The sequence below is a fragment of the Mesorhizobium sp. CU3 genome (assembly GCF_006442965.1).
GTDB lineage: Bacteria > Pseudomonadota > Alphaproteobacteria > Rhizobiales > Rhizobiaceae > Mesorhizobium.
The window spans coordinates 154,765-171,384 of sequence record NZ_VFWX01000002.1 but is presented as its reverse complement, the minus strand read 5'-3'; the positions used below and the strand labels follow the sequence as shown (position 1 = coordinate 171,384).

Sequence of the window (16,620 nt, the reverse complement as noted above, 5' to 3'; positions counted from 1 at the left end):
CATTGAGACCATTGGCCGGCTGAGCGTCAAATAGAAACGATCGGGCCAGCGTGCGCTTGGCCATATCCGGCAAACCAACTATCTCATGTGGAAAGAGTGTTTAGCGCCAAGGGAGTCGACATGCTGCGCGTGCAAAAGGTCAAGGTCGACGACATCTACGTGCCGACGGCGCGCCGCAAGACGCTGCATCCGGAGACAGTTCGCCATCTCGCCGAGGACATCCTCGAGAACGGCATGAAGACGCCGATCCAAGTGCGCCACGACGGCAAGCGCCACATCCTTGTCGAAGGGCTGCATCGGCTGGAGGCTGCCAAATGGCTGGGCGAGACCGAGATCGATGCCTATCTCGTCCAGGCCTAACGCCACTAAGGTGCATTGATATTCAGGTGAGCCGGCCTGACCTGCATCTTAACACACCTCGAACCGGCTGCTACGAAGCCTTGGCGCGCCTGGGCTCACGCAGATGCCTGACGCCGCTCATTTCGACGAATTTCGTCGCCGTGTCCCAGAGATAGTCGCCATAGAGGAACGGCTCGAAGGGCTCGGCGCCCTTGAGCGGCAGCGGCGCGATCTCTGCGTCGACGCGCGGCTCGTAGAAGAACGGGATCGAGAAGCGCGCCTTGCTGGGCGCGATCACCCGGTGCCTTGTCGCGCGCACCTGACCGGCTGTCCAGCGCTCCAGCAACTGGCCGAAATTGACGGCGAGCGTGTTGTCGGCGGGCGGCACGTCGATCCATTCGCCGGCAAGGTTTTTCGCCTGCAGGCCTTCGACGCCGTCCTGCGCCAGCAAGGTGACGAAACCGGAATCGGCATGTTCCCGGCCAATGATCATGCGCGTCTCGCCATTGTGCAGCACGGAGAAGTCGGGGCCGCTGAGGTCAATGCCGCTGTCTGCATCGCGCAGCGGATAGCGGATCAGCCGCAAGGTCGAGATGCCGCCTTCGAAATCGGCATCGAAAATGGTCTCGCTCAATCCAAGGCCGCGCGCGACCGAGCGCAGCAGTGCGTTGCCGACGGCCTCCATCGCCTTGTAGTAGCCGGCGGCCGCCTCGCGCCAGCCGGGCAGGGCGCTTTCGGGCGGCAGCGGTGTGGCCTCGCAGAGCGGATCGTTGGCGTCGAGGCCCGTGGGAGCGGGCCGAACCTGGGCGATATCCGGCCCCATGTCGATGCCTTCCTTGTAGGAGACGGCGGTCGGCTGCAGCGGGAACCAGCCGCGATAGACATTGTGTTTGGTGCGGTCGAAATTCCAGCGTAGCAGCTTGTGCTTTTCGGCCTCGGGCAGCGAAAAGATCGCCAGCAGCCGCGCCCGGTTCTGTGGCGTCAGCCAGTCGTCGCCGGGAAAGTCGCGGATCGCCATGAAGCCGATGCCGGAGGCCGCGGCCATGATCCTCGAGTCGGTCTGGTCGCGGGCGGGCGAGGGCGGCCCGAACAAGGGTGCAATCGCTATCGTGTCGATATCGGCCATCAATCTTCCTCCCGTCGGACGCCGCAAGCAGGGCGCCGCGGCGGCCGATTGTCAATCGCCGGAGAGAGCGCGTGATTGGGCCACCCGCATCAGCGCAACCGATCACGTCCCATCAATGCTTTTTGATTGACGCTGCGATAGCGGCCGTTACCGTCCCCACACTTTCCAGAAGCCGAGTGATTGCAATGACGAAATACCAGGGCGGGTGCCTGTGCGGTGCGGTGCGCTACCGGGCCGAAGCCGAGCCGATCAACGAGCGCGTCTGTCATTGCCGGATTTGCCAGAGAGCAATCGGCGCCGCCTTCAACGCGCGGCTGCTGTTCCGCATCGACGACGTGACCATCGAGGGACCGGTGGCGACCATCAATTCCACGCCTGACCTCAAGCGTGGTTTTTGCCCGGTCTGCGGCACGACGATGTTTTCGCGGCGCGACTCCAGAGGCATTCTCGGCGTGACCTCCGGCTCGCTCGACGACCCGTCGCTGTTCAAGCCCGACATGCATTTCTGGACGGCCTCGAAGCAGCCCTGGGTGATGCTCGACGACGGCCTGCCGCAGTATGAGGGCGCGCCACCAGTATGAATTGTTTGGGCTGACTCATTTCGACGCAGCCCCTGCACAAAAAATTCATCGTCGGTGCACGCGATAGCCGGCAAAGCGTCATTGGCGGGCCATGATTGCCTGCCTATCTAAGCGCTGCGGGCAGATATCGAGGAGACGACGGATGAGCGAGACCATCAACACCCTGGACGAGCTGCTGAACGACCCGATGATCCAGCTTGTGATGGCGAGCGATCGCGTGCGGCCGGCCGAGATACGGCTGCTCCTGGAAAGGGCTCGCGACAGGGTCGGCGACGATCCTCGCGTCGACCAGGCATCGCTGCCGCCTGCGCATATGGTGGCGAGAAGCTGCCTGAAGCAGTGGCTGTATCGCTGAGGAGTGGTCAGCCTGAATCCGCCGGCAAGTAGCTGTAGTGATCGCGTAGATAAGTGAGCTTGAAGCCGAGCCGGTCATAGTTGCGGTAGGCCGGTCCGTCGCGTTCGGGAAGTGGCGCCTCGATGTCGGCGACGAAGAGTTTCGCGCCGGCGGCGATGCCGTCGCGGAGCAGCCTTTCGCCAAGCATGGCGTCGAGATCGAAGCTTTGCGCCATGATGCCGGGCACCGGCGCGTCGATGCCGCTCCAGGCGGCGCCGTCGTTGCCAATGAACAGCGAGCGCACCGCCTCGACGGCGCCTCTGCGCCGCAGCATGTAGTGATGCCAACCCTTGCGGCCGACGAGCGCCATCAGCCACGGCGAGGTCGGCAGCCTGTATTTGCTGTCGATGAAGGAGGCCCATTGCGAAGCTGTCCTGGGCGTGACTTCCTCGGCCGTCAGATCGTCGAGCGGGATGAGCGGGTCGGGCGGGAAGACCGGTTCGACCGGCAGCGGCGTCGCATCGCGAAAAATGCGCTCCCAGCCGCCCTGATGCTGCAGGCCGCGCGCTTCCAGCCAGCATCTGAGCCGCGACGGCTCGGTGTGTGGATTGGTGTAGAACCAGGGCCGCATGATGCCGGCATTGCGGTAATGCGCGAGCAGCCGGTCGAGCTCAGCCTCCGAGGCCGGGCCGTCGACGCCGATATTCTTCACGCAGTTGAAATGGATGAACGGGATCGTCGTGCAGGTGGTCCAGACGATATCGCCGTCTCTGGCGATGGCGAGACCGTGCTGCGCCGCGAAGTCGGCGGGCGCCGCCTCGTAGAGGTCGAGCCATGCCGCGACCTCGGCGCGCTCGATGGCGCGGCTGAGGTAGCGCGAGACATGCTCGATCCGGATTTCCGGCAGGTGCGGTTCCGGCTCAATGTGGGTCTCCAGATCGGAAAGGGCGACGGGGTACATGGCTCTCCTCCAAAACCCATGCCTTACAGTGTAAGATTAGCGGATGATAATATGACTATTTGCGTTGTCAAGCCGAAGCCCCTTACAAATCCGTGAGTTGGATTCCGGCTATCGCGCGTCTAAGGCTCTTTCCGTCTACGGCCATATGCGCTCCTATGCTGTGGTCTGCTTCACGCCGGGGGAAGATTCGCGATGGCTGATGTCTGCACGCAAGGGGTGGATACCGGGTTCGTCGGCCTGGGCTACGCCAAGGTGGCGTTTCTCGGCATCGTTCAGGGCATCACCGAATTGCTGCCGATCTCGTCCACCGCGCATATGCGCGTCGTCCCGGCCGTGCTCGGCTGGCAGGACCCCGGCTCGGCCTTCTCGGCGGCCATGCAATTGGCAGCACTTGCAGCCGTCGTCAGCTATTTCTGGGGCGACGTTCGCGACGTTGTGTTCGGCTCGCTGTCGGCGCTCTCCCGGCGCGACTTCACCAACCGCCATTTCCGGCTGGCGGTGGGCATCGTGCTGGCGACGGTGCCGATCGTGATCGCCGGCCTGGCGCTTTCCGGCATCCTCAACGCCTGCGGCTCCCCCTTGCGTGGGCTCGCCGTCATTGGCTGGTCCTGCATCGCCATGGCGGTGCTGCTCGCGCTCTCAGAAATCTATGCAAGTCACCGATACACGCTCAACCAGGTGTCGATCCTCGACGCGCTGCTTGTCGGCGTCGCCCAGGTCGGCGCCCTGATACCCGGAGTCTCGCGCTCCGGATCCACGCTGACGGCGGCGCTTGGCCTGGGCTACACAAGGCCCGAAGCCGCCCGGCTTTCCTTCCTGCTCGGCATTCCGGCGATCGCGCTTGCCGGCCTCAAGGAGATCTGGGAGCTGCACAAGGTGCATCTCGACGCGCATGGCTGGTCGATCCTGGCTGTCGGCTTGGTCGTCGCCTCGATCTCGGCCTTCTTCGCCATCTGGGGGCTGATGCGGATCCTGGAGCGCTTTTCCGCCTGGCCTTTCGTCATCTATCGCGGTGTGATCGGCGTCGTGTTGCTGCTCGGTGTGGCCACCGGGTGGCTCACCTGACGCTCGTCGAAGCCGCCATCTCGGCACCCGACCCCCGGCGTCGGGTGCTCTGATGGATTTTGTCACCCTGCTGCAATCGGTGCCGCTGCTGGCAACGCTGGTCAAATCCGCGGTGCCGGCGGTGGTCGGTGCGGGCCTCAGCGCCGGCCAATGGCTGGCGGCGCTGCCGCCCTGCCGCAACCAGAGCTTCGAGACCGCGACCTATCTGGTCTGCGAGACAGACCCGAAGCATTTTTCCATCGAGCTGTTCTGGAAGAAGAAGGACGGCGAGCTCTATCGCTCGCTGCGCAATCTTCGCACCGCCGCGCAAGCTTCCGGCCGCACCATGCTCTTCGGCATCAATGCCGGCATGTACCATCCCGATCTCGCCCCGGTTGGGCTCTATGTCGAGCATGGCGAAGAGATCACGCCGGCGAAGACCGGCGCGGGGACCGGCAATTTCTCCATGCAGCCGAACGGCATTTTCTACCTCAGCGGCAACAAGGCCGACGTGCGCGCGACCAGGGACTATTTGAAGCGTCCGCCAAAGGTGGATTTCGCGACGCAATCGGGACCGATGCTGGTCATCAACGGCAAGCTGCATCCGAAATTCCAGGCCGACAGCGCCTCGCGCAAAATCCGCGATGGCGTCGGCGTGCGCGCCGACGGCGTCGCCGTGTTCGCGATCTCCAACGATGTCGTGACCTTCCACGAATTCGCGCGGCTGTTCCGCGACGAGCTCGACTGTCCGAACGCGCTCTTCCTCGACGGCTCGATCTCCAGCCTCTACGCGCCGGCCATCGGTCGCAACGACGATTTCTGGAATCTCGGGCCGATGATCGGCGTGTTCAGGAAGGGCGGCTAGGGCCTCCGCGAGCAAGGAGCCTGACGCCGACCAAGGCGGCGACGATGGCTGCCACAATGATGATAGCGCCAATCGCCAGGATGGTCGGGGCGTTGATATGGATCAGCTCGCCGGCGCCCTTGGCCAGCAGCCAACCGGGCGTCAGGATGGCCGGCGCCCAGACCAGCGCCGACAGGATGTTGGCGAGCTGGAAGCGGTGCCGGTTCATGCCCATCATGCCGGCGACCAGCGGCACCGTCGCCCTGATCGGGCCGAAGAAACGGCCGAGGAAGATCGCGGCGAAGCCGTAGCGCTGGAAGAACAGCCTGGCGCGCGCGATCTCGCGGCGATAGCGGTTGAGTGGCCATTTGTGGACGACGCCGCGCCCGAGTTTTACCCCGAGATAATAGGAGACGACATCGCCGAGCGCAGCGCCCACGATCGCGGCGAGCACGACTGGAAGAGGGCTGATGAGCCCGGCGCCGACCAGGCCGCCGACGATGACCAGCACCGTGGTACCGGGCAAGAGGATGCCGATCAGGATCAGCGATTCACCGAAGGCAAGCAGCCCGACGACGAGCCAGGCCCAGGCCTGATGCGTCTCGATGAGCCGCACGCACTGGTCGACGAAGCTCTCCATCAGAGCATGATGCCGAAAAGTGTGAGGCGGTTTTCGGGCGACATCATGCTCAATTTCTTTGATTTAGAGGCGGATTCAGATTTCAGGTCGTTTCGAGCTGAAATCACCCGGCCTGAGCTTCCGGTCTCAGCTGCCGCTGTCTATCAGGCTTCTCAGCTCGTCGAGCTTTTCGTTGACGAGCCAGCCGTAATAATTCTCGACCGGCAGCTTGCGGCCCTTGCCGGCGGCTTTCAGTTCGGCGGCGCGTTGCCTGGGCTGGCCGACATTGTAGAGCGTCGCGGTGATGCCCGGATTGCCGGAGATGTCGAAGCCCTGTTCCTTGTAGGCGTCGATGGCGTCGCGCACGATCGCGGCGATGTAGACGATGCTGCGGTCGGGATCCATGACGTCGCGATAGATCGCTTGCGGGTTGTCCGGCGTCAGCCTGTCGTAGCCGCTCACCTTGTTGACGAGGTCGGTGACCTCGAGCGCGGTCAGCGGGCTGATCTGGCCGAGCCCAAAAGTCTGGCCGGCAAAGAAGGGCTGGAAGAAAGCCTGCTGGAAGGTCATCGGCTCATAGGCGACCCCGTCGACGGTCTTGCCCCTGAAATGCTCCGCCCAGACCCTGTCGCGGCAGCTCCACAGGGCCGCGTTGTCCTTGACCTGTGCGCAATCCGCGAATTCCGGGCGCTTGACGAAATCCTGCACGCGCACGCCCTTGTAGCGGAAGGCGAAGTCGAGGCCGGAATAGGACAGCGCCTTGACGTAATAGGTCTGCACCGAACCCACCGCCGTGACATTGTAGGTATGCTCGCCGACCAGCGCGCCGACGATATGGATGGGGTCGATGTCGTAGGCGGCGGCGACCTGCTTGATATGCGCCCTCAGCTTCGCCTCGCGCTTCAGCAGCGCGACGATCTTTTCGTATTTTTCCTCATAGGTCGTCTTGAAGGCGCGGGTGCGGTTGGCCGAGGCGCTCGGAATGGCCGGCTGGGTTTCGAAGCGGTTGCCGGGCGGCACCACGATCAGCTTTTCGGCGAGTGTTGAGGAGACCGGCAGGACGCCTGCCAGGCAGGCAAAGGCCAAGAAGAGACGAAGCAAGAAACGAGACAAGGCCGGAGCCCTTTCGGGATCGCGGACAGTGCCCGCGCGGGGTGGAACGACGCCTGTCTCAGCAGGCCGGTATCCGCGCTGTCAAGCGCCGCAGGGCCCGGCAAGGGCCGATGCCATATCAAATCCGCGTGGGGCGAGGCGGCAGCGCCACATCAAGTCGCGGCTTGCCGTCGACAAGTCGCGGCCTGCCGTCGACAAGTCGCGTCGGCTCCGATTTCGGCGAATCGCGCCTGCGCTTCGCGCGCCAAAGGTAAATTTTGATTCAAACTTTGTTGGTAATTTCTCGTTAGGAATGGCCTGATTGTCCGGTGGCGCCGTTCCTGCCTTCGGTCTGTTGTGTATCGCGTACAGGTCAAAGATGCGGATTTCAGGCGCTGTTTTCCTATTTGCATCGCTATGCCTTGCCGGCTGCTCGTCCACATCGGGCGTCGATGCCTTGCAGATGCCGTCCAACGAGACGACGAGCTCGGTGGTGCGGCCAAGCGCGCCGGTCTCGAAGGTGAGGACAGTCCAGACCGAGACGACCGTCGAGACCGCGTCGATGTCCGGCGCTTCCCGCTTCAGGCCGCCGGCGCCGCTGCTCGATGAGGACAACGCGCGTTCCGACGACGAAAACCCGCGTCCGGGCGACGAAGTTTCGCGCCCCTTTGGTCTCGCCGAAGAAGAGACGGTGAATTTTCCGGCTCTGCCGGACAGCGCCGAGCCGCCGGTGCAGGAGGCGGCACTCGTCGAGCAGCCGAAGCGGCTGTCGCGCGCTGCGCCTGCCATGCTCGCCGGTCCGGTCACGCGCTACGCGTTCCGCGATGCCAAGCCAATCAATTTCGGCCGCGCCTCGCCGCGTCATCTTGCCGTGCACGGCGTCGATGTCTCGCGCTGGCAGGGCGACATCAACTGGCCGAAGCTGCGCGCCCAGGGCGCCAACTTCGCTTATATCAAGGCGACCGACGGCGGCGACCATCTCGACCCGATGTTCATGAAGAACTGGCGCAATGCCGACGCCGCCGGGCTGAAGCGAGGCGCCTATCATTTCTTCTACTGGTGTCGCGTCGCCAGCGAGCAGGCCGACTGGTTCATCCGCAACGTGCCGAAGGTCGACGGCGCGCTGCCCCCGGTCATCGATGTCGAGTGGAACGGCGATTCCTCGTGCAAGCGGCGGCCGTCCCGCGCGACGGTGCAGGAGAAGATGCAGGTGTTCATGGACAAGCTGGAGCGCCATTACGGCCAGCGGCCCATCATCTACACCTCGCCCGATTTCTACCGCGACAATCTGCAGGGCGCATTCCAGGACTATCCGTTCTGGCTGCGCGCCGTGGCGGCGCATCCTTCAAAGGTCTATCCGGGCCGCAAATGGGTGTTCTGGCAGTATTCCGGTTCCGGCCTGTCGCATGGCGTGACGGGCCGCATCGACCTTAACGTCTTCCATGGCGACGAGCGCCAATGGCGCAACTGGCTGGGCGGCGGCGGTCAGATGATGGCCGACGCGGATTGAGGTTTTTCGTGGAAGCGGCCGGAGGGGGGCTCGGGGAGCGAGCCGCTCCTTTGAGGTATCGGGCATCGCAGCGCGCCTTCGTCATCCACGGGCGGAGCAAGGAGCGAAGCGACGCGCGCAGACCCGAGGATCCATTCCGTGACCCTTACCGTAGGGCGCAACGGTGCAGAATTCTGAACCGCTGCACCGCATCGATGTAACGGCATGGATTCCAGGGTCTGCGCGCGTCGCTTCGCTCCTTGCTCCGCCCTGGAATGACGAAGTGGAGGGGGCGCCGCCACACTACGCCTCGTTGATCATCGCCTCGATGTTGTAGCCGTCGGGATCGAGCACGAAGCAGGCGTAGTAGTTCGGCGTATACTCCGGCCGCGGCCCCGGCGCGCCATTGTCGGCGGCGCCCGCCTCGAGCGCCGCTCGATAGAACGCGTCGACCTCGGCCTTGCTCTTCACCCGGAAGGCGACGTGCAGATGAGTGAGAGGCGGCGTCTCGCCCGAGCTCTGGATCTCGAACAGGCAGCCATTGCCGACATCGAAAGCCCAGAAGATGCCTTCCTTGCCGAAGGACAGGCTGTAGCCCAGAGGCGCGAAAGCTTTTTCGTAGAAGAGCTTGCTCCTGTCGAGGTCGCCGACTTCGATGGTGATGTGGTCGATCATTGTCGGTCAATGGACAAATTTGGCGGCAAGGCCGTAGGCAGGGTAGGCGTGGCCCGGCAACAACTAGGCCTCTATGTACTCAGCCAGACTGACGCCTTGCGGCACCTCCAGTCCATCGGTAAGCAGGCCTTCGATATGAAAGCGTATTGCGTCGCGGATTTCGGTTTCTACTTCGGGGACCGTGGCTCCGGTGGCAATGCAGCCAGGCAGATCCGGCACATAGGCTGAAAAATTATCTCCGGCTTTTTCGATTACCACCGCGTAACGCATATCATCGCTCCTTTAAACCGGACTGCTTGAGGATGCTGTTCAACGTTCCCGGCGCAACCTCTTCAGACGGTTTGCCGGCCACGGTGACGCGGCCGGCTTTAATTTTATGCTTATATTGGCGATGGCTGCCTTTGGTTGCAACAAGATACCAGCCATCGGCTTCCAGCAGGCGAATGACATCGCGGACTGTAAGTCGAGGCGGCATCTAATCTCTCAGCTGCACCCGCTCGTCGAACCACACGTATCGCACTTCTCGCAGGTGCCGTTCCGCACCATGGTGAAGTTGTGGCACTCGGAGCATTCGTTGCCGGTGTAGCCCTGCAGCAGCGACTGCTGTCGCCTGGTCGCGGCAAGCTTCTTCGCCTCGGCGGCTTCGTTGGCGGCGGCGTCGGTGAAGAGCGCCTCCGCGCCTGACGCCTCGGCTTCCTCTTCGACGATCTCCTCGGCCAGTTCCTTGGCGCGCTCCTCATAGTCGCGCTTGTAGGCGAGCGCTTCGTCGCTGGCCGGCTTCAGCGCCAGCACGTTGGAACCAGCGAAGGCCGTCGGCGCCGCGCGGGCAGGGGCCGTGGTCGGGGCCGCGCCGCCGAAACCCTTGGGCTCGGCGCCGCCCGACACCAGCTTGACCGGTGAAACGCCGCGCGTCAGGCCCTTGGAAAAGGGCGTCGCCTTGCCTTCGGTGATGCCGCGGCCGAGTGCCGTCTTGTCGAAGTCCGACTGGTCGACATGAGCGAGGTCGTGGCGGGCGAGGTACGAAACCGCAAGCTCGCGGAACACGTAGTCGAGGATCGACGTCGCGTTCTTGATCGCGTCGTTGCCCTGCACCATGCCGGCCGGCTCGAACTTGGTGAAGGTGAAGGCCTCGACATATTCGTCGAGCGGCACGCCATATTGTAGGCCGAGCGAGATGGCGATGGCGAAGTTGTTCATCATCGCGCGGAAGGCAGCGCCTTCCTTGTGCATGTCGATGAAGATCTCGCCGAGGCGGCCATCGTCGAACTCGCCGGTGCGCAGATACACTTTGTGGCCGCCGACGACGGCCTTCTGCGTGTAACCCTTGCGGCGGTTCGGCAGCTTTTCGCGGTCGCGGTAGAGCCGCTCGATGACGCGCTCGACGATCTTTTCCGTCACCTGCACGGCGCGCTGCGCGGCGGGTGCGGCGATCAACTGCTCGACCGCCTCGTCCTCATCCTCCTCGCCATCGGCAAGCAGCGAGGCGTTGAGCGGCTGCGACAGCTTCGAGCCGTCGCGATAGAGCGCGTTGGCCTTCAGCGCCAGCTTCCAGGACAGCATGTAGGCGTTCTTGGCGTCCTCGACCGTCGCCTCATTCGGCATGTTGATGGTCTTGGAGATGGCGCCCGAGATGAAGGGCTGCGCCGCCGCCATCATCAGGATGTGGCTGTTGATCGAGAGCGAGCGCTTGCCGATCTTGCCGCAGGGGCTGGCGCAGTCGAACACCGCAAGATGCTCGGCCTTGAGGAAGGGCGCGCCTTCCAAAGTCATGGCGCCGCAGACATGGATGTTGGCGGCCTCGATGTCCTTCTTGGAGAAGCCGAGCGCCGGCAGCATCTCGAAGGAGACGTCGCCGAGCTGTTCGTCGGTGAAGCCGAACGTGTCCTTCACCCAGTCGGCGCCGAGCGTCCACTGGTTGAAGACGAACTTGATGTCGAAGGCCGACTTGAGCGCCGCGTTCAACGCCGCGATCTTCTCGTCGCTAAAACCCTTGGCCTTGAGCGAGCCGGGGTTGATGCCGGGCGCCTGGTTCATGTTGCCGTGGCCGACGGCATAGGCCTCGATCTCGGCGATCTGGCTTTCGGAATAGCCAAGCGTGCGCAGCGCTTCAGGCACGGCGCGGTTGATGATCTTGAAGTAGCCGCCGCCGGCGAGCTTCTTGAACTTCACCAGGGCGAAGTCGGGCTCGATGCCGGTGGTGTCGCAATCCATGACCAAGCCGATCGTGCCGGTCGGCGCAATCACTGTCGCCTGCGCGTTGCGGTAGCCATGCTCCTCGCCGAGCTCGATGGCGCGGTCCCAGGCGGCGCGAGCGTGTTCGGCGAGTTCCTGCTGCTTCAGGTCGGACGCGACCAGCGGCACCGGGTTGACGGCCAGTTTTTCGTAGCCGTCCTTGTCGCCATAGGCAGCGCGGCGGTGGTTGCGCATGACGCGCAGCATGTTCTGGGCGTTGCGGTCATAATCCGGGAAAGCGCCGAGCTCGGACGCCATTTCGGCCGAGGTGGCGTAAGCCATGCCGGTCATGATGGCGGTGAGCGCGGCGCAGATGGCGCGGCCCTCGTCGGAGTCATAAGGAATGCCCGAGGTCATCAGCAGGCCGCCGATATTGGCGTAGCCGAGGCCGAGCGTGCGGTAGTCGTAGGAGAGCTTGGCGATCTCCTTCGACGGGAACTGCGCCATCATCACCGAGATTTCGAGCACGACGGTCCACAGGCGAACGGTGTGCTCGAAAGCGGCGATGTCGATCGTGCCGTCCGCGTTGCGGTAGGGCAGGAGGTTGATGGAGGCGAGGTTGCAGGCCGTGTCGTCGAGGAACATGTATTCCGAGCACGGGTTGGAAGCCCGGATCGCACCGGCGGAAGCGCAGGTGTGCCAGTCGTTCATCGTCGTGTTGAAGTGGAGGCCCGGATCGGCGGAAGCCCAGGCGGCGTAGCCGATCTTTTCCCACAGATCCTTGGCCTTCAGCGTCTTCAGCACCTTGCCGTCCTTGCGGGCGGTGAGCTGCCAGTCGCCATCGGCCTCGACGGCGCGCAGGAAATTGTCCTTCAGCGACACCGAGTTGTTGGAGTTCTGGCCGGAGACGGTGAGATAGGCGTCGGAATCCCAGTCGGTGTCGTAGGTCTTGAACGACATCGAGGTGTAGCCCTGCTTGGCGAACTGGATGACGCGGTAGATGTAGTTCTCCGGCACCGCGTCCTTCTTGGCCGCCTTGATCTCGCGCTTGAGCGCGGTATTCAAAGCCGGGTCGAAGCAGTCGTCGTCATGGCCTTCGCAATTGACGCAGGCCTTCATGATGGCTTCGAGGTGCTTCTTGACGATCTTCGAGCCGGTCACCAGCGAGGCGACCTTCTGCTCCTCATTGACCTTCCAGTCGATGAATTCCTCGATATCGGGATGGTCGGCGTCGACGATGACCATCTTGGCCGCACGGCGCGTCGTGCCGCCCGACTTGATGGCGCCGGCGGCGCGGTCGCCGATCTTGAGGAAGCTCATCAGGCCGGACGAACGGCCGCCGCCGGAAAGCTTCTCGCCTTCGCCGCGCAGCATGGAGAAATTCGAGCCGGTGCCCGAGCCGTATTTGAACAGGCGCGCCTCACGCACCCACAGATCCATGATGCCGCCCTCGTTGACGAGGTCGTCCTGCACGCCCTGGATGAAGCAAGCATGCGGCTGCGGATGCTCGTAGGAGGACTTCGACTTGGTCAGCTTGCCGGTGAAGGGGTCGACATAGAAGTGGCCCTGGCTCGGGCCGTCGATGCCATAGGCCCAGTGCAGGCCGGTGTTGAACCATTGCGGCGAATTCGGCGCGACGCGCTGGGTGGCCAGCATATAGGCGAGCTCGTCGCGGAAGGCGCGCGCGTCGTCCTCGGACTTGAAGTAGCCGCCCTTATATCCCCAATAGGTCCAGGTGCCGGCGAGGCGATCGAAGACCTGGCGGGCGTCGGTTTCGGAACCATAGCGCTCGGCCTCGGGCAGCTTGGCGAGCTCGGCCTCGTCGGCGACGGAGCGCCACAGGAAGGAGGGGACGTCGTTCTCCTCGACCTTTTTCAGCCGCGCCGGCACGCCGGCCTTGCGGAAATACTTCTGGGCCAGGATGTCGGCCGCGACCTGGCTGAACTGCGCCGGCACATCGATGTTGTCGAGGCGAAATACCACCGAGCCGTCGGGATTCTTGATCTCCGACAAAGCCTTGCGGAATTCGATCTCCGCATAGGCAGATTGGCCTTCCTTGGTGAAGCGACGCTCGATGCGCATTGGTCCGATCCCTTTATATCTATATATAGCGCTTTTCCCCAGGGATTTCTGCCCCACTTGGCGAAAAGCGCAGCCCGCCGTTTGCCGGCATCGCAAGCAGCGCCGGCACTCTCCTCGTCGCAAGTGCCGGCATGCAGACAGCAAGAAGCTTTCCCGGGCCTTTGCCCGGGCTGCAGACCGACCCTCACGGGTCCCTCAACTGAAACTTTGATCGATTCCCTCCGTAGAGGGAGGTTCACATTATCTAGCGTCCAGCCTGCCTGCAAACACTAAATATAGTGTTAACAGATCATTTTTTCCAGGCCGACAATTCTCCCTTTCGCCCACCCAAGCCCCGACAAACCCCACGTCTCCGCCGGCCTCGTAAACAGGCGGAAATCCGGGCAAAACGCACAAAATCCGGGAAAAAAGACCGGGCTCGAAACTCTCCGGTCACGCCCTCAACAGGAGCGCATGGCCTATAAAAAGCGACTCGGTTCGAACCGTCAAGGATTCGTTTGCGTAGCTTTTATGACCCCAACATCTTGTGTGTCACACATGTGGATAACGGGGACATGGAAGGCGCACATTTGTTGGCTCTTGACGCGGTTTATCAGCTTGCCGCGAAGCGTGTGGCTCGCCGGCTTTTCATTTTAGCTGGCTTGCACTATCTGTTGCGTTCGCGCGGGGGCGCGCCTTGTCAAGCCAGAAAGCATCCGTTACGCCCCGCCCATGACAGTTACCGTACGCTTTGCACCGTCGCCCACCGGCCGCATCCATATCGGCAATGCGCGCACCGCGCTGTTCAACTGGTTGTTCGCCGTGAACAACAAGGGCCGCTTCATCCAGCGCTTCGACGACACCGACATTGCCCGCTCGAAGCAGGAATATGCCGATTCCATCCTCTACGACCTGCATTGGCTGGGCATCTTCCCTGACGCCACCGAATATCAGTCGCGGCGTTTTCAGATCTATGACGCCGCGGTCGAGCGGTTGAAGCAGGCGAGGGTGCTCTACGCCTGCTACGAGACGCCGGAAGAACTCGACCTGCGCCGCAAGGTGCGCCGCACGCGCGGCCTGCCGCCGGTCTACGGCCGCGAGGCGCTGACCCTGACCCGCGACCAGGTGGCCGAATACGAGTCGGACGGACGCAAGCCGCACTGGCGCTTCCTGCTGCCCAACTTCACCAGCGATCCGCAGAAGCCGGAGCGCACCGAGGTGCATTGGAACGATTTGGTGCGCGGCGAGGAGACGGTCGATCTCGCCTCGGTCTCGGACCCTGTGCTGGTGCGCGAGGACGGCACCTATCTCTATACGCTGCCTTCGGTGGTAGACGACATCGAGATGGGCGTGACCCACGTCATCCGCGGCGACGACCACGTCACCAACACCGGCGTGCAGATCGAGATCTTCAAGGCGCTCGGCGCCGCGCCGCCGGTCTTCGGCCACCACAATCTGCTCACCACCACGACGGGCGAGGGGCTGTCGAAGCGCACCGGCGCGCTGTCGATCGAAAGCCTGCGCGAGGACGGGATCGAGCCGATGGCGGTGGCTTCGTTGGCGGTGCTCGTCGGCACATCGGAAAATGTCACCGCCGCGCATGATCTCACCGAGCTTGCCGGCCTTTTCGATCCGGCGGCGACCTCCAAGTCCGCCTCCAAGTTCGATCCGGACGAACTTTTCGTGCTCAACCGCACGCTGATGCATCATATGTCGTTCGCCGAAGCGCGCGACCGGCTGATGGTGCTGGGCATTTCCGGCGACAAGGCCGAGCCGTTCTGGCTGGCCGTGCGCGGCAATCTCGACCGGCTGTCGGATGCGGTCGCCTGGTGGCGGATCCTCAGCGACGGCCCTGAGCAGCCGGCCGAGTTTTCCGGCGAGGACCGTGACTTCCTCAATCAGGCCTTCGACGTGCTGCCGGAGGAACCCTGGAACGGCACTGTCTGGAAGGATTGGACGGGCAAGATCAAGGAAACCACCGGACGCAAGGGCAAGCCGCTGTTCATGCCGCTGAGACTCGCGCTCACTGGGCGGACTTCGGGGCCTGAGCTTTCAGATCTATTGCCGCTGATGGGTCGGGAAGGAACGCTGGCCCGACGACCCTGACTTTGCGCTGGTCCGGCGGCAGGGCCGAGACCGGCGACATCGGCGCCTTGGTGGTCAGCCGCTTGATCGCGTCGCGGTCCAGTCCGCCTTGCATATTGGCGAGCGTTTCCGGGTCGGCGCCCGGATCGGGCTTCTCCGCCGGCACTGGGATGAAGGGTGCCTCGCTGCCCGGCTGCGACTGCTCCGGGTTGGGTGGATTGCCGCCGATTATCGAGTAATTGCCGTTGCCCGCCTGCGCGTTGCAGCCGCAGCTCGGCGGCCGCGAATAATTGGTCTGCTTGTAGAGATAGGCGGTCGGCAGCTCGCTGTAGGGGCGGCCGGTGGCCGAAGACGTCATCGAGCCTGAATCGTCGTCCATGCCACGCGAATAGAAGACCTGCATTTCGGCGCCGGGGCAAGCCGATTCGCAATTCTTCTGGTCGCGCTCGAAATCGCCGATTGAAGCCGCGTTCGACATCGGGAAGAAGTAGCCGTCGCAGGTGCGCACGCACATGGTGTGGAACTCGCCGCCCAGTCTGGGCAGGTCCATGCCGTCGGGCTGATTGATGACACGGCGGATGTTGCGCACGCTGGGATCGTCGGGCGGCGGCTCCGCCGCTTCCGGCATATCGGGCGTATCGAGCTCCGGGTCCTGCCGGCCAAAAAGCTGCTCGAACAGATTGCCGTTGCCATTGTCGCGTGATGCCTCTTGAGGCGGCGCGCGGCGCGGCGCGCTCTCGTCGTCGCGGCAGCCATTGGCATCGAGGGCGGCCAGAATACGGCCGCGGTCGCGCCGCGAGCCGCCGGCGGCCAGCCGCTCGCGCTTGGCCTGCAGACTGTCGAGATTGGCGTTCATGCGCTGTATGGAGGCATTGATCGCCGCGCATTGGCTGACATTGCGCGAGAACAGCGTAAAGCCGCAACTGGCGTCGCTTGCCCGGCTGCGCGCCTTGGCGAGCTGCTCGCGCTGGCGCTGGATGGCATCGTCATATTTTCGCACGAGGCCAGGACCGCCACCGCCGCCGCGCGTGGCGGCAAGCTCGGCTTCGAGCTGGCGGCAGGTGCGGGACGCCGCCTGTGGTTCGGAGACGGCCACGGCCGAGCCCGTCAGCGCCGCAAGCAGCGCCACGAGATGCGTCAGCTTAAGCCTTCCGCTCTTCATCTGCCCAAAACCCGTTCCGCCAGTCTGTCGGATGCT

15 protein-coding genes and 2 pseudogenes are annotated in these 16,620 nt (G+C 63.7%); 8 read left to right on the top strand and 9 right to left on the bottom strand.

What is annotated here, in order from left to right:
* Positions 1–120 precede the first annotated feature (120 nt).
* Positions 121–360: a ParB N-terminal domain-containing protein gene (locus FJ988_RS04230; protein ID WP_140815514.1), complete on the top strand. Its 240-nt coding sequence runs from the start codon at positions 121–123 to the stop codon at positions 358–360.
* 70 nt (positions 361–430) lie between these two features.
* Here FJ988_RS04230 and FJ988_RS04225 read toward each other — a convergent pair whose 3' ends face one another.
* Positions 431–1,465 (bottom strand): isopenicillin N synthase family oxygenase, encoded by a 1,035-nt coding sequence (locus FJ988_RS04225; RefSeq protein WP_140815513.1) that lies wholly within the window; start codon positions 1,463–1,465, stop codon positions 431–433.
* 185 nt (positions 1,466–1,650) lie between these two features.
* On the opposite strand from FJ988_RS04225, the gene FJ988_RS04220 reads away from it, so the two are divergent.
* Together FJ988_RS04220 and FJ988_RS04215 are read left to right on the top strand one after the other, a co-directional pair.
* Positions 1,651–2,046, top strand: coding sequence for a GFA family protein (locus FJ988_RS04220; RefSeq protein WP_140815512.1), 396 nt, complete (start codon positions 1,651–1,653; stop codon positions 2,044–2,046).
* A 142-nt stretch (positions 2,047–2,188) separates the two neighbouring features.
* Complete coding sequence (locus tag FJ988_RS04215) at positions 2,189–2,401, top strand: hypothetical protein (protein WP_140815511.1); 213 nt, start codon at positions 2,189–2,191, stop codon at positions 2,399–2,401.
* 7 nt (positions 2,402–2,408) lie between these two features.
* Here the strand turns inward: FJ988_RS04215 and FJ988_RS04210 are convergent, their stop codons facing one another.
* Positions 2,409–3,341 carry a hypothetical protein gene (locus FJ988_RS04210; RefSeq protein WP_140815510.1) on the bottom strand — a complete coding sequence of 311 codons (933 nt, stop codon included), beginning with the start codon at positions 3,339–3,341 and terminating at the stop codon, positions 2,409–2,411.
* A gap of 192 nt (positions 3,342–3,533) precedes the next feature.
* On the opposite strand from FJ988_RS04210, the gene FJ988_RS04205 reads away from it, so the two are divergent.
* Together FJ988_RS04205 and FJ988_RS04200 are read left to right on the top strand one after the other, a co-directional pair.
* Complete coding sequence (locus FJ988_RS04205; RefSeq protein WP_140815509.1) at positions 3,534–4,406, top strand: undecaprenyl-diphosphate phosphatase; 873 nt, start codon at positions 3,534–3,536, stop codon at positions 4,404–4,406.
* A 52-nt stretch (positions 4,407–4,458) separates the two neighbouring features.
* The gene (locus FJ988_RS04200) at positions 4,459–5,250 is read left to right on the top strand and encodes a phosphodiester glycosidase family protein (RefSeq protein WP_140815508.1); all 792 of its coding nucleotides are present in this window, start codon (positions 4,459–4,461) and stop codon (positions 5,248–5,250) included.
* Here the strand turns inward: FJ988_RS04200 and FJ988_RS04195 are convergent.
* Positions 5,234–5,869, bottom strand: coding sequence for a DedA family protein (locus FJ988_RS04195; RefSeq protein WP_140815507.1), 636 nt, complete (start codon positions 5,867–5,869; stop codon positions 5,234–5,236). The genes FJ988_RS04200 and FJ988_RS04195 overlap by 17 nt on opposite strands.
* A gap of 126 nt (positions 5,870–5,995) precedes the next feature.
* The gene (locus tag FJ988_RS04190; RefSeq protein WP_407067747.1) at positions 5,996–6,961 is read right to left on the bottom strand and encodes a DUF1402 family protein; all 966 of its coding nucleotides are present in this window, start codon (positions 6,959–6,961) and stop codon (positions 5,996–5,998) included.
* A 358-nt stretch (positions 6,962–7,319) separates the two neighbouring features.
* Between FJ988_RS04190 and FJ988_RS31535 the strand changes: the two are divergent.
* Positions 7,320–7,458, top strand: a pseudogene (locus FJ988_RS31535) (muramidase); the annotation flags it as partial.
* Positions 7,459–7,601: 143 nt separating this feature from the next.
* A pseudogene (locus FJ988_RS04185) lies at positions 7,602–8,450 on the top strand (GH25 family lysozyme); the annotation flags it as partial.
* A 282-nt stretch (positions 8,451–8,732) separates the two neighbouring features.
* Here the strand turns inward: FJ988_RS04185 and FJ988_RS04180 are convergent.
* The 4 genes from FJ988_RS04180 to FJ988_RS04165 form a co-directional block, all read right to left on the bottom strand.
* Positions 8,733–9,104: a VOC family protein gene (locus tag FJ988_RS04180; protein ID WP_140815505.1), complete on the bottom strand. Its 372-nt coding sequence runs from the start codon at positions 9,102–9,104 to the stop codon at positions 8,733–8,735.
* Positions 9,105–9,167: 63 nt separating this feature from the next.
* Positions 9,168–9,374, bottom strand: a complete 207-nt coding sequence (locus FJ988_RS04175) for a type II toxin-antitoxin system HicB family antitoxin (protein WP_140815504.1) — start codon at positions 9,372–9,374, stop codon at positions 9,168–9,170.
* 1 nt (position 9,375) lies between these two features.
* Complete coding sequence (locus FJ988_RS04170) at positions 9,376–9,579, bottom strand: type II toxin-antitoxin system HicA family toxin (protein WP_140815503.1); 204 nt, start codon at positions 9,577–9,579, stop codon at positions 9,376–9,378.
* 8 nt (positions 9,580–9,587) lie between these two features.
* Entirely contained in the window at positions 9,588–13,358 is a 3,771-nt protein-coding gene (locus FJ988_RS04165) for a vitamin B12-dependent ribonucleotide reductase (protein WP_140815502.1), read from the bottom strand.
* A gap of 711 nt (positions 13,359–14,069) precedes the next feature.
* On the opposite strand from FJ988_RS04165, the gene gltX reads away from it, so the two are divergent.
* A complete protein-coding gene (gene gltX, locus FJ988_RS04160; RefSeq protein WP_140815501.1) occupies positions 14,070–15,443 on the top strand; it encodes a glutamate--tRNA ligase in 1,374 nt (457 codons plus the stop codon).
* Here the strand turns inward: gltX and FJ988_RS04155 are convergent.
* Positions 15,361–16,584 (bottom strand): DUF2865 domain-containing protein, encoded by a 1,224-nt coding sequence (locus tag FJ988_RS04155; RefSeq protein WP_140815500.1) that lies wholly within the window; start codon positions 16,582–16,584, stop codon positions 15,361–15,363. The two genes, gltX and FJ988_RS04155, sit on opposite strands and share 83 nt — an antisense overlap.
* Positions 16,585–16,620: the final 36 nt, after the last annotated feature.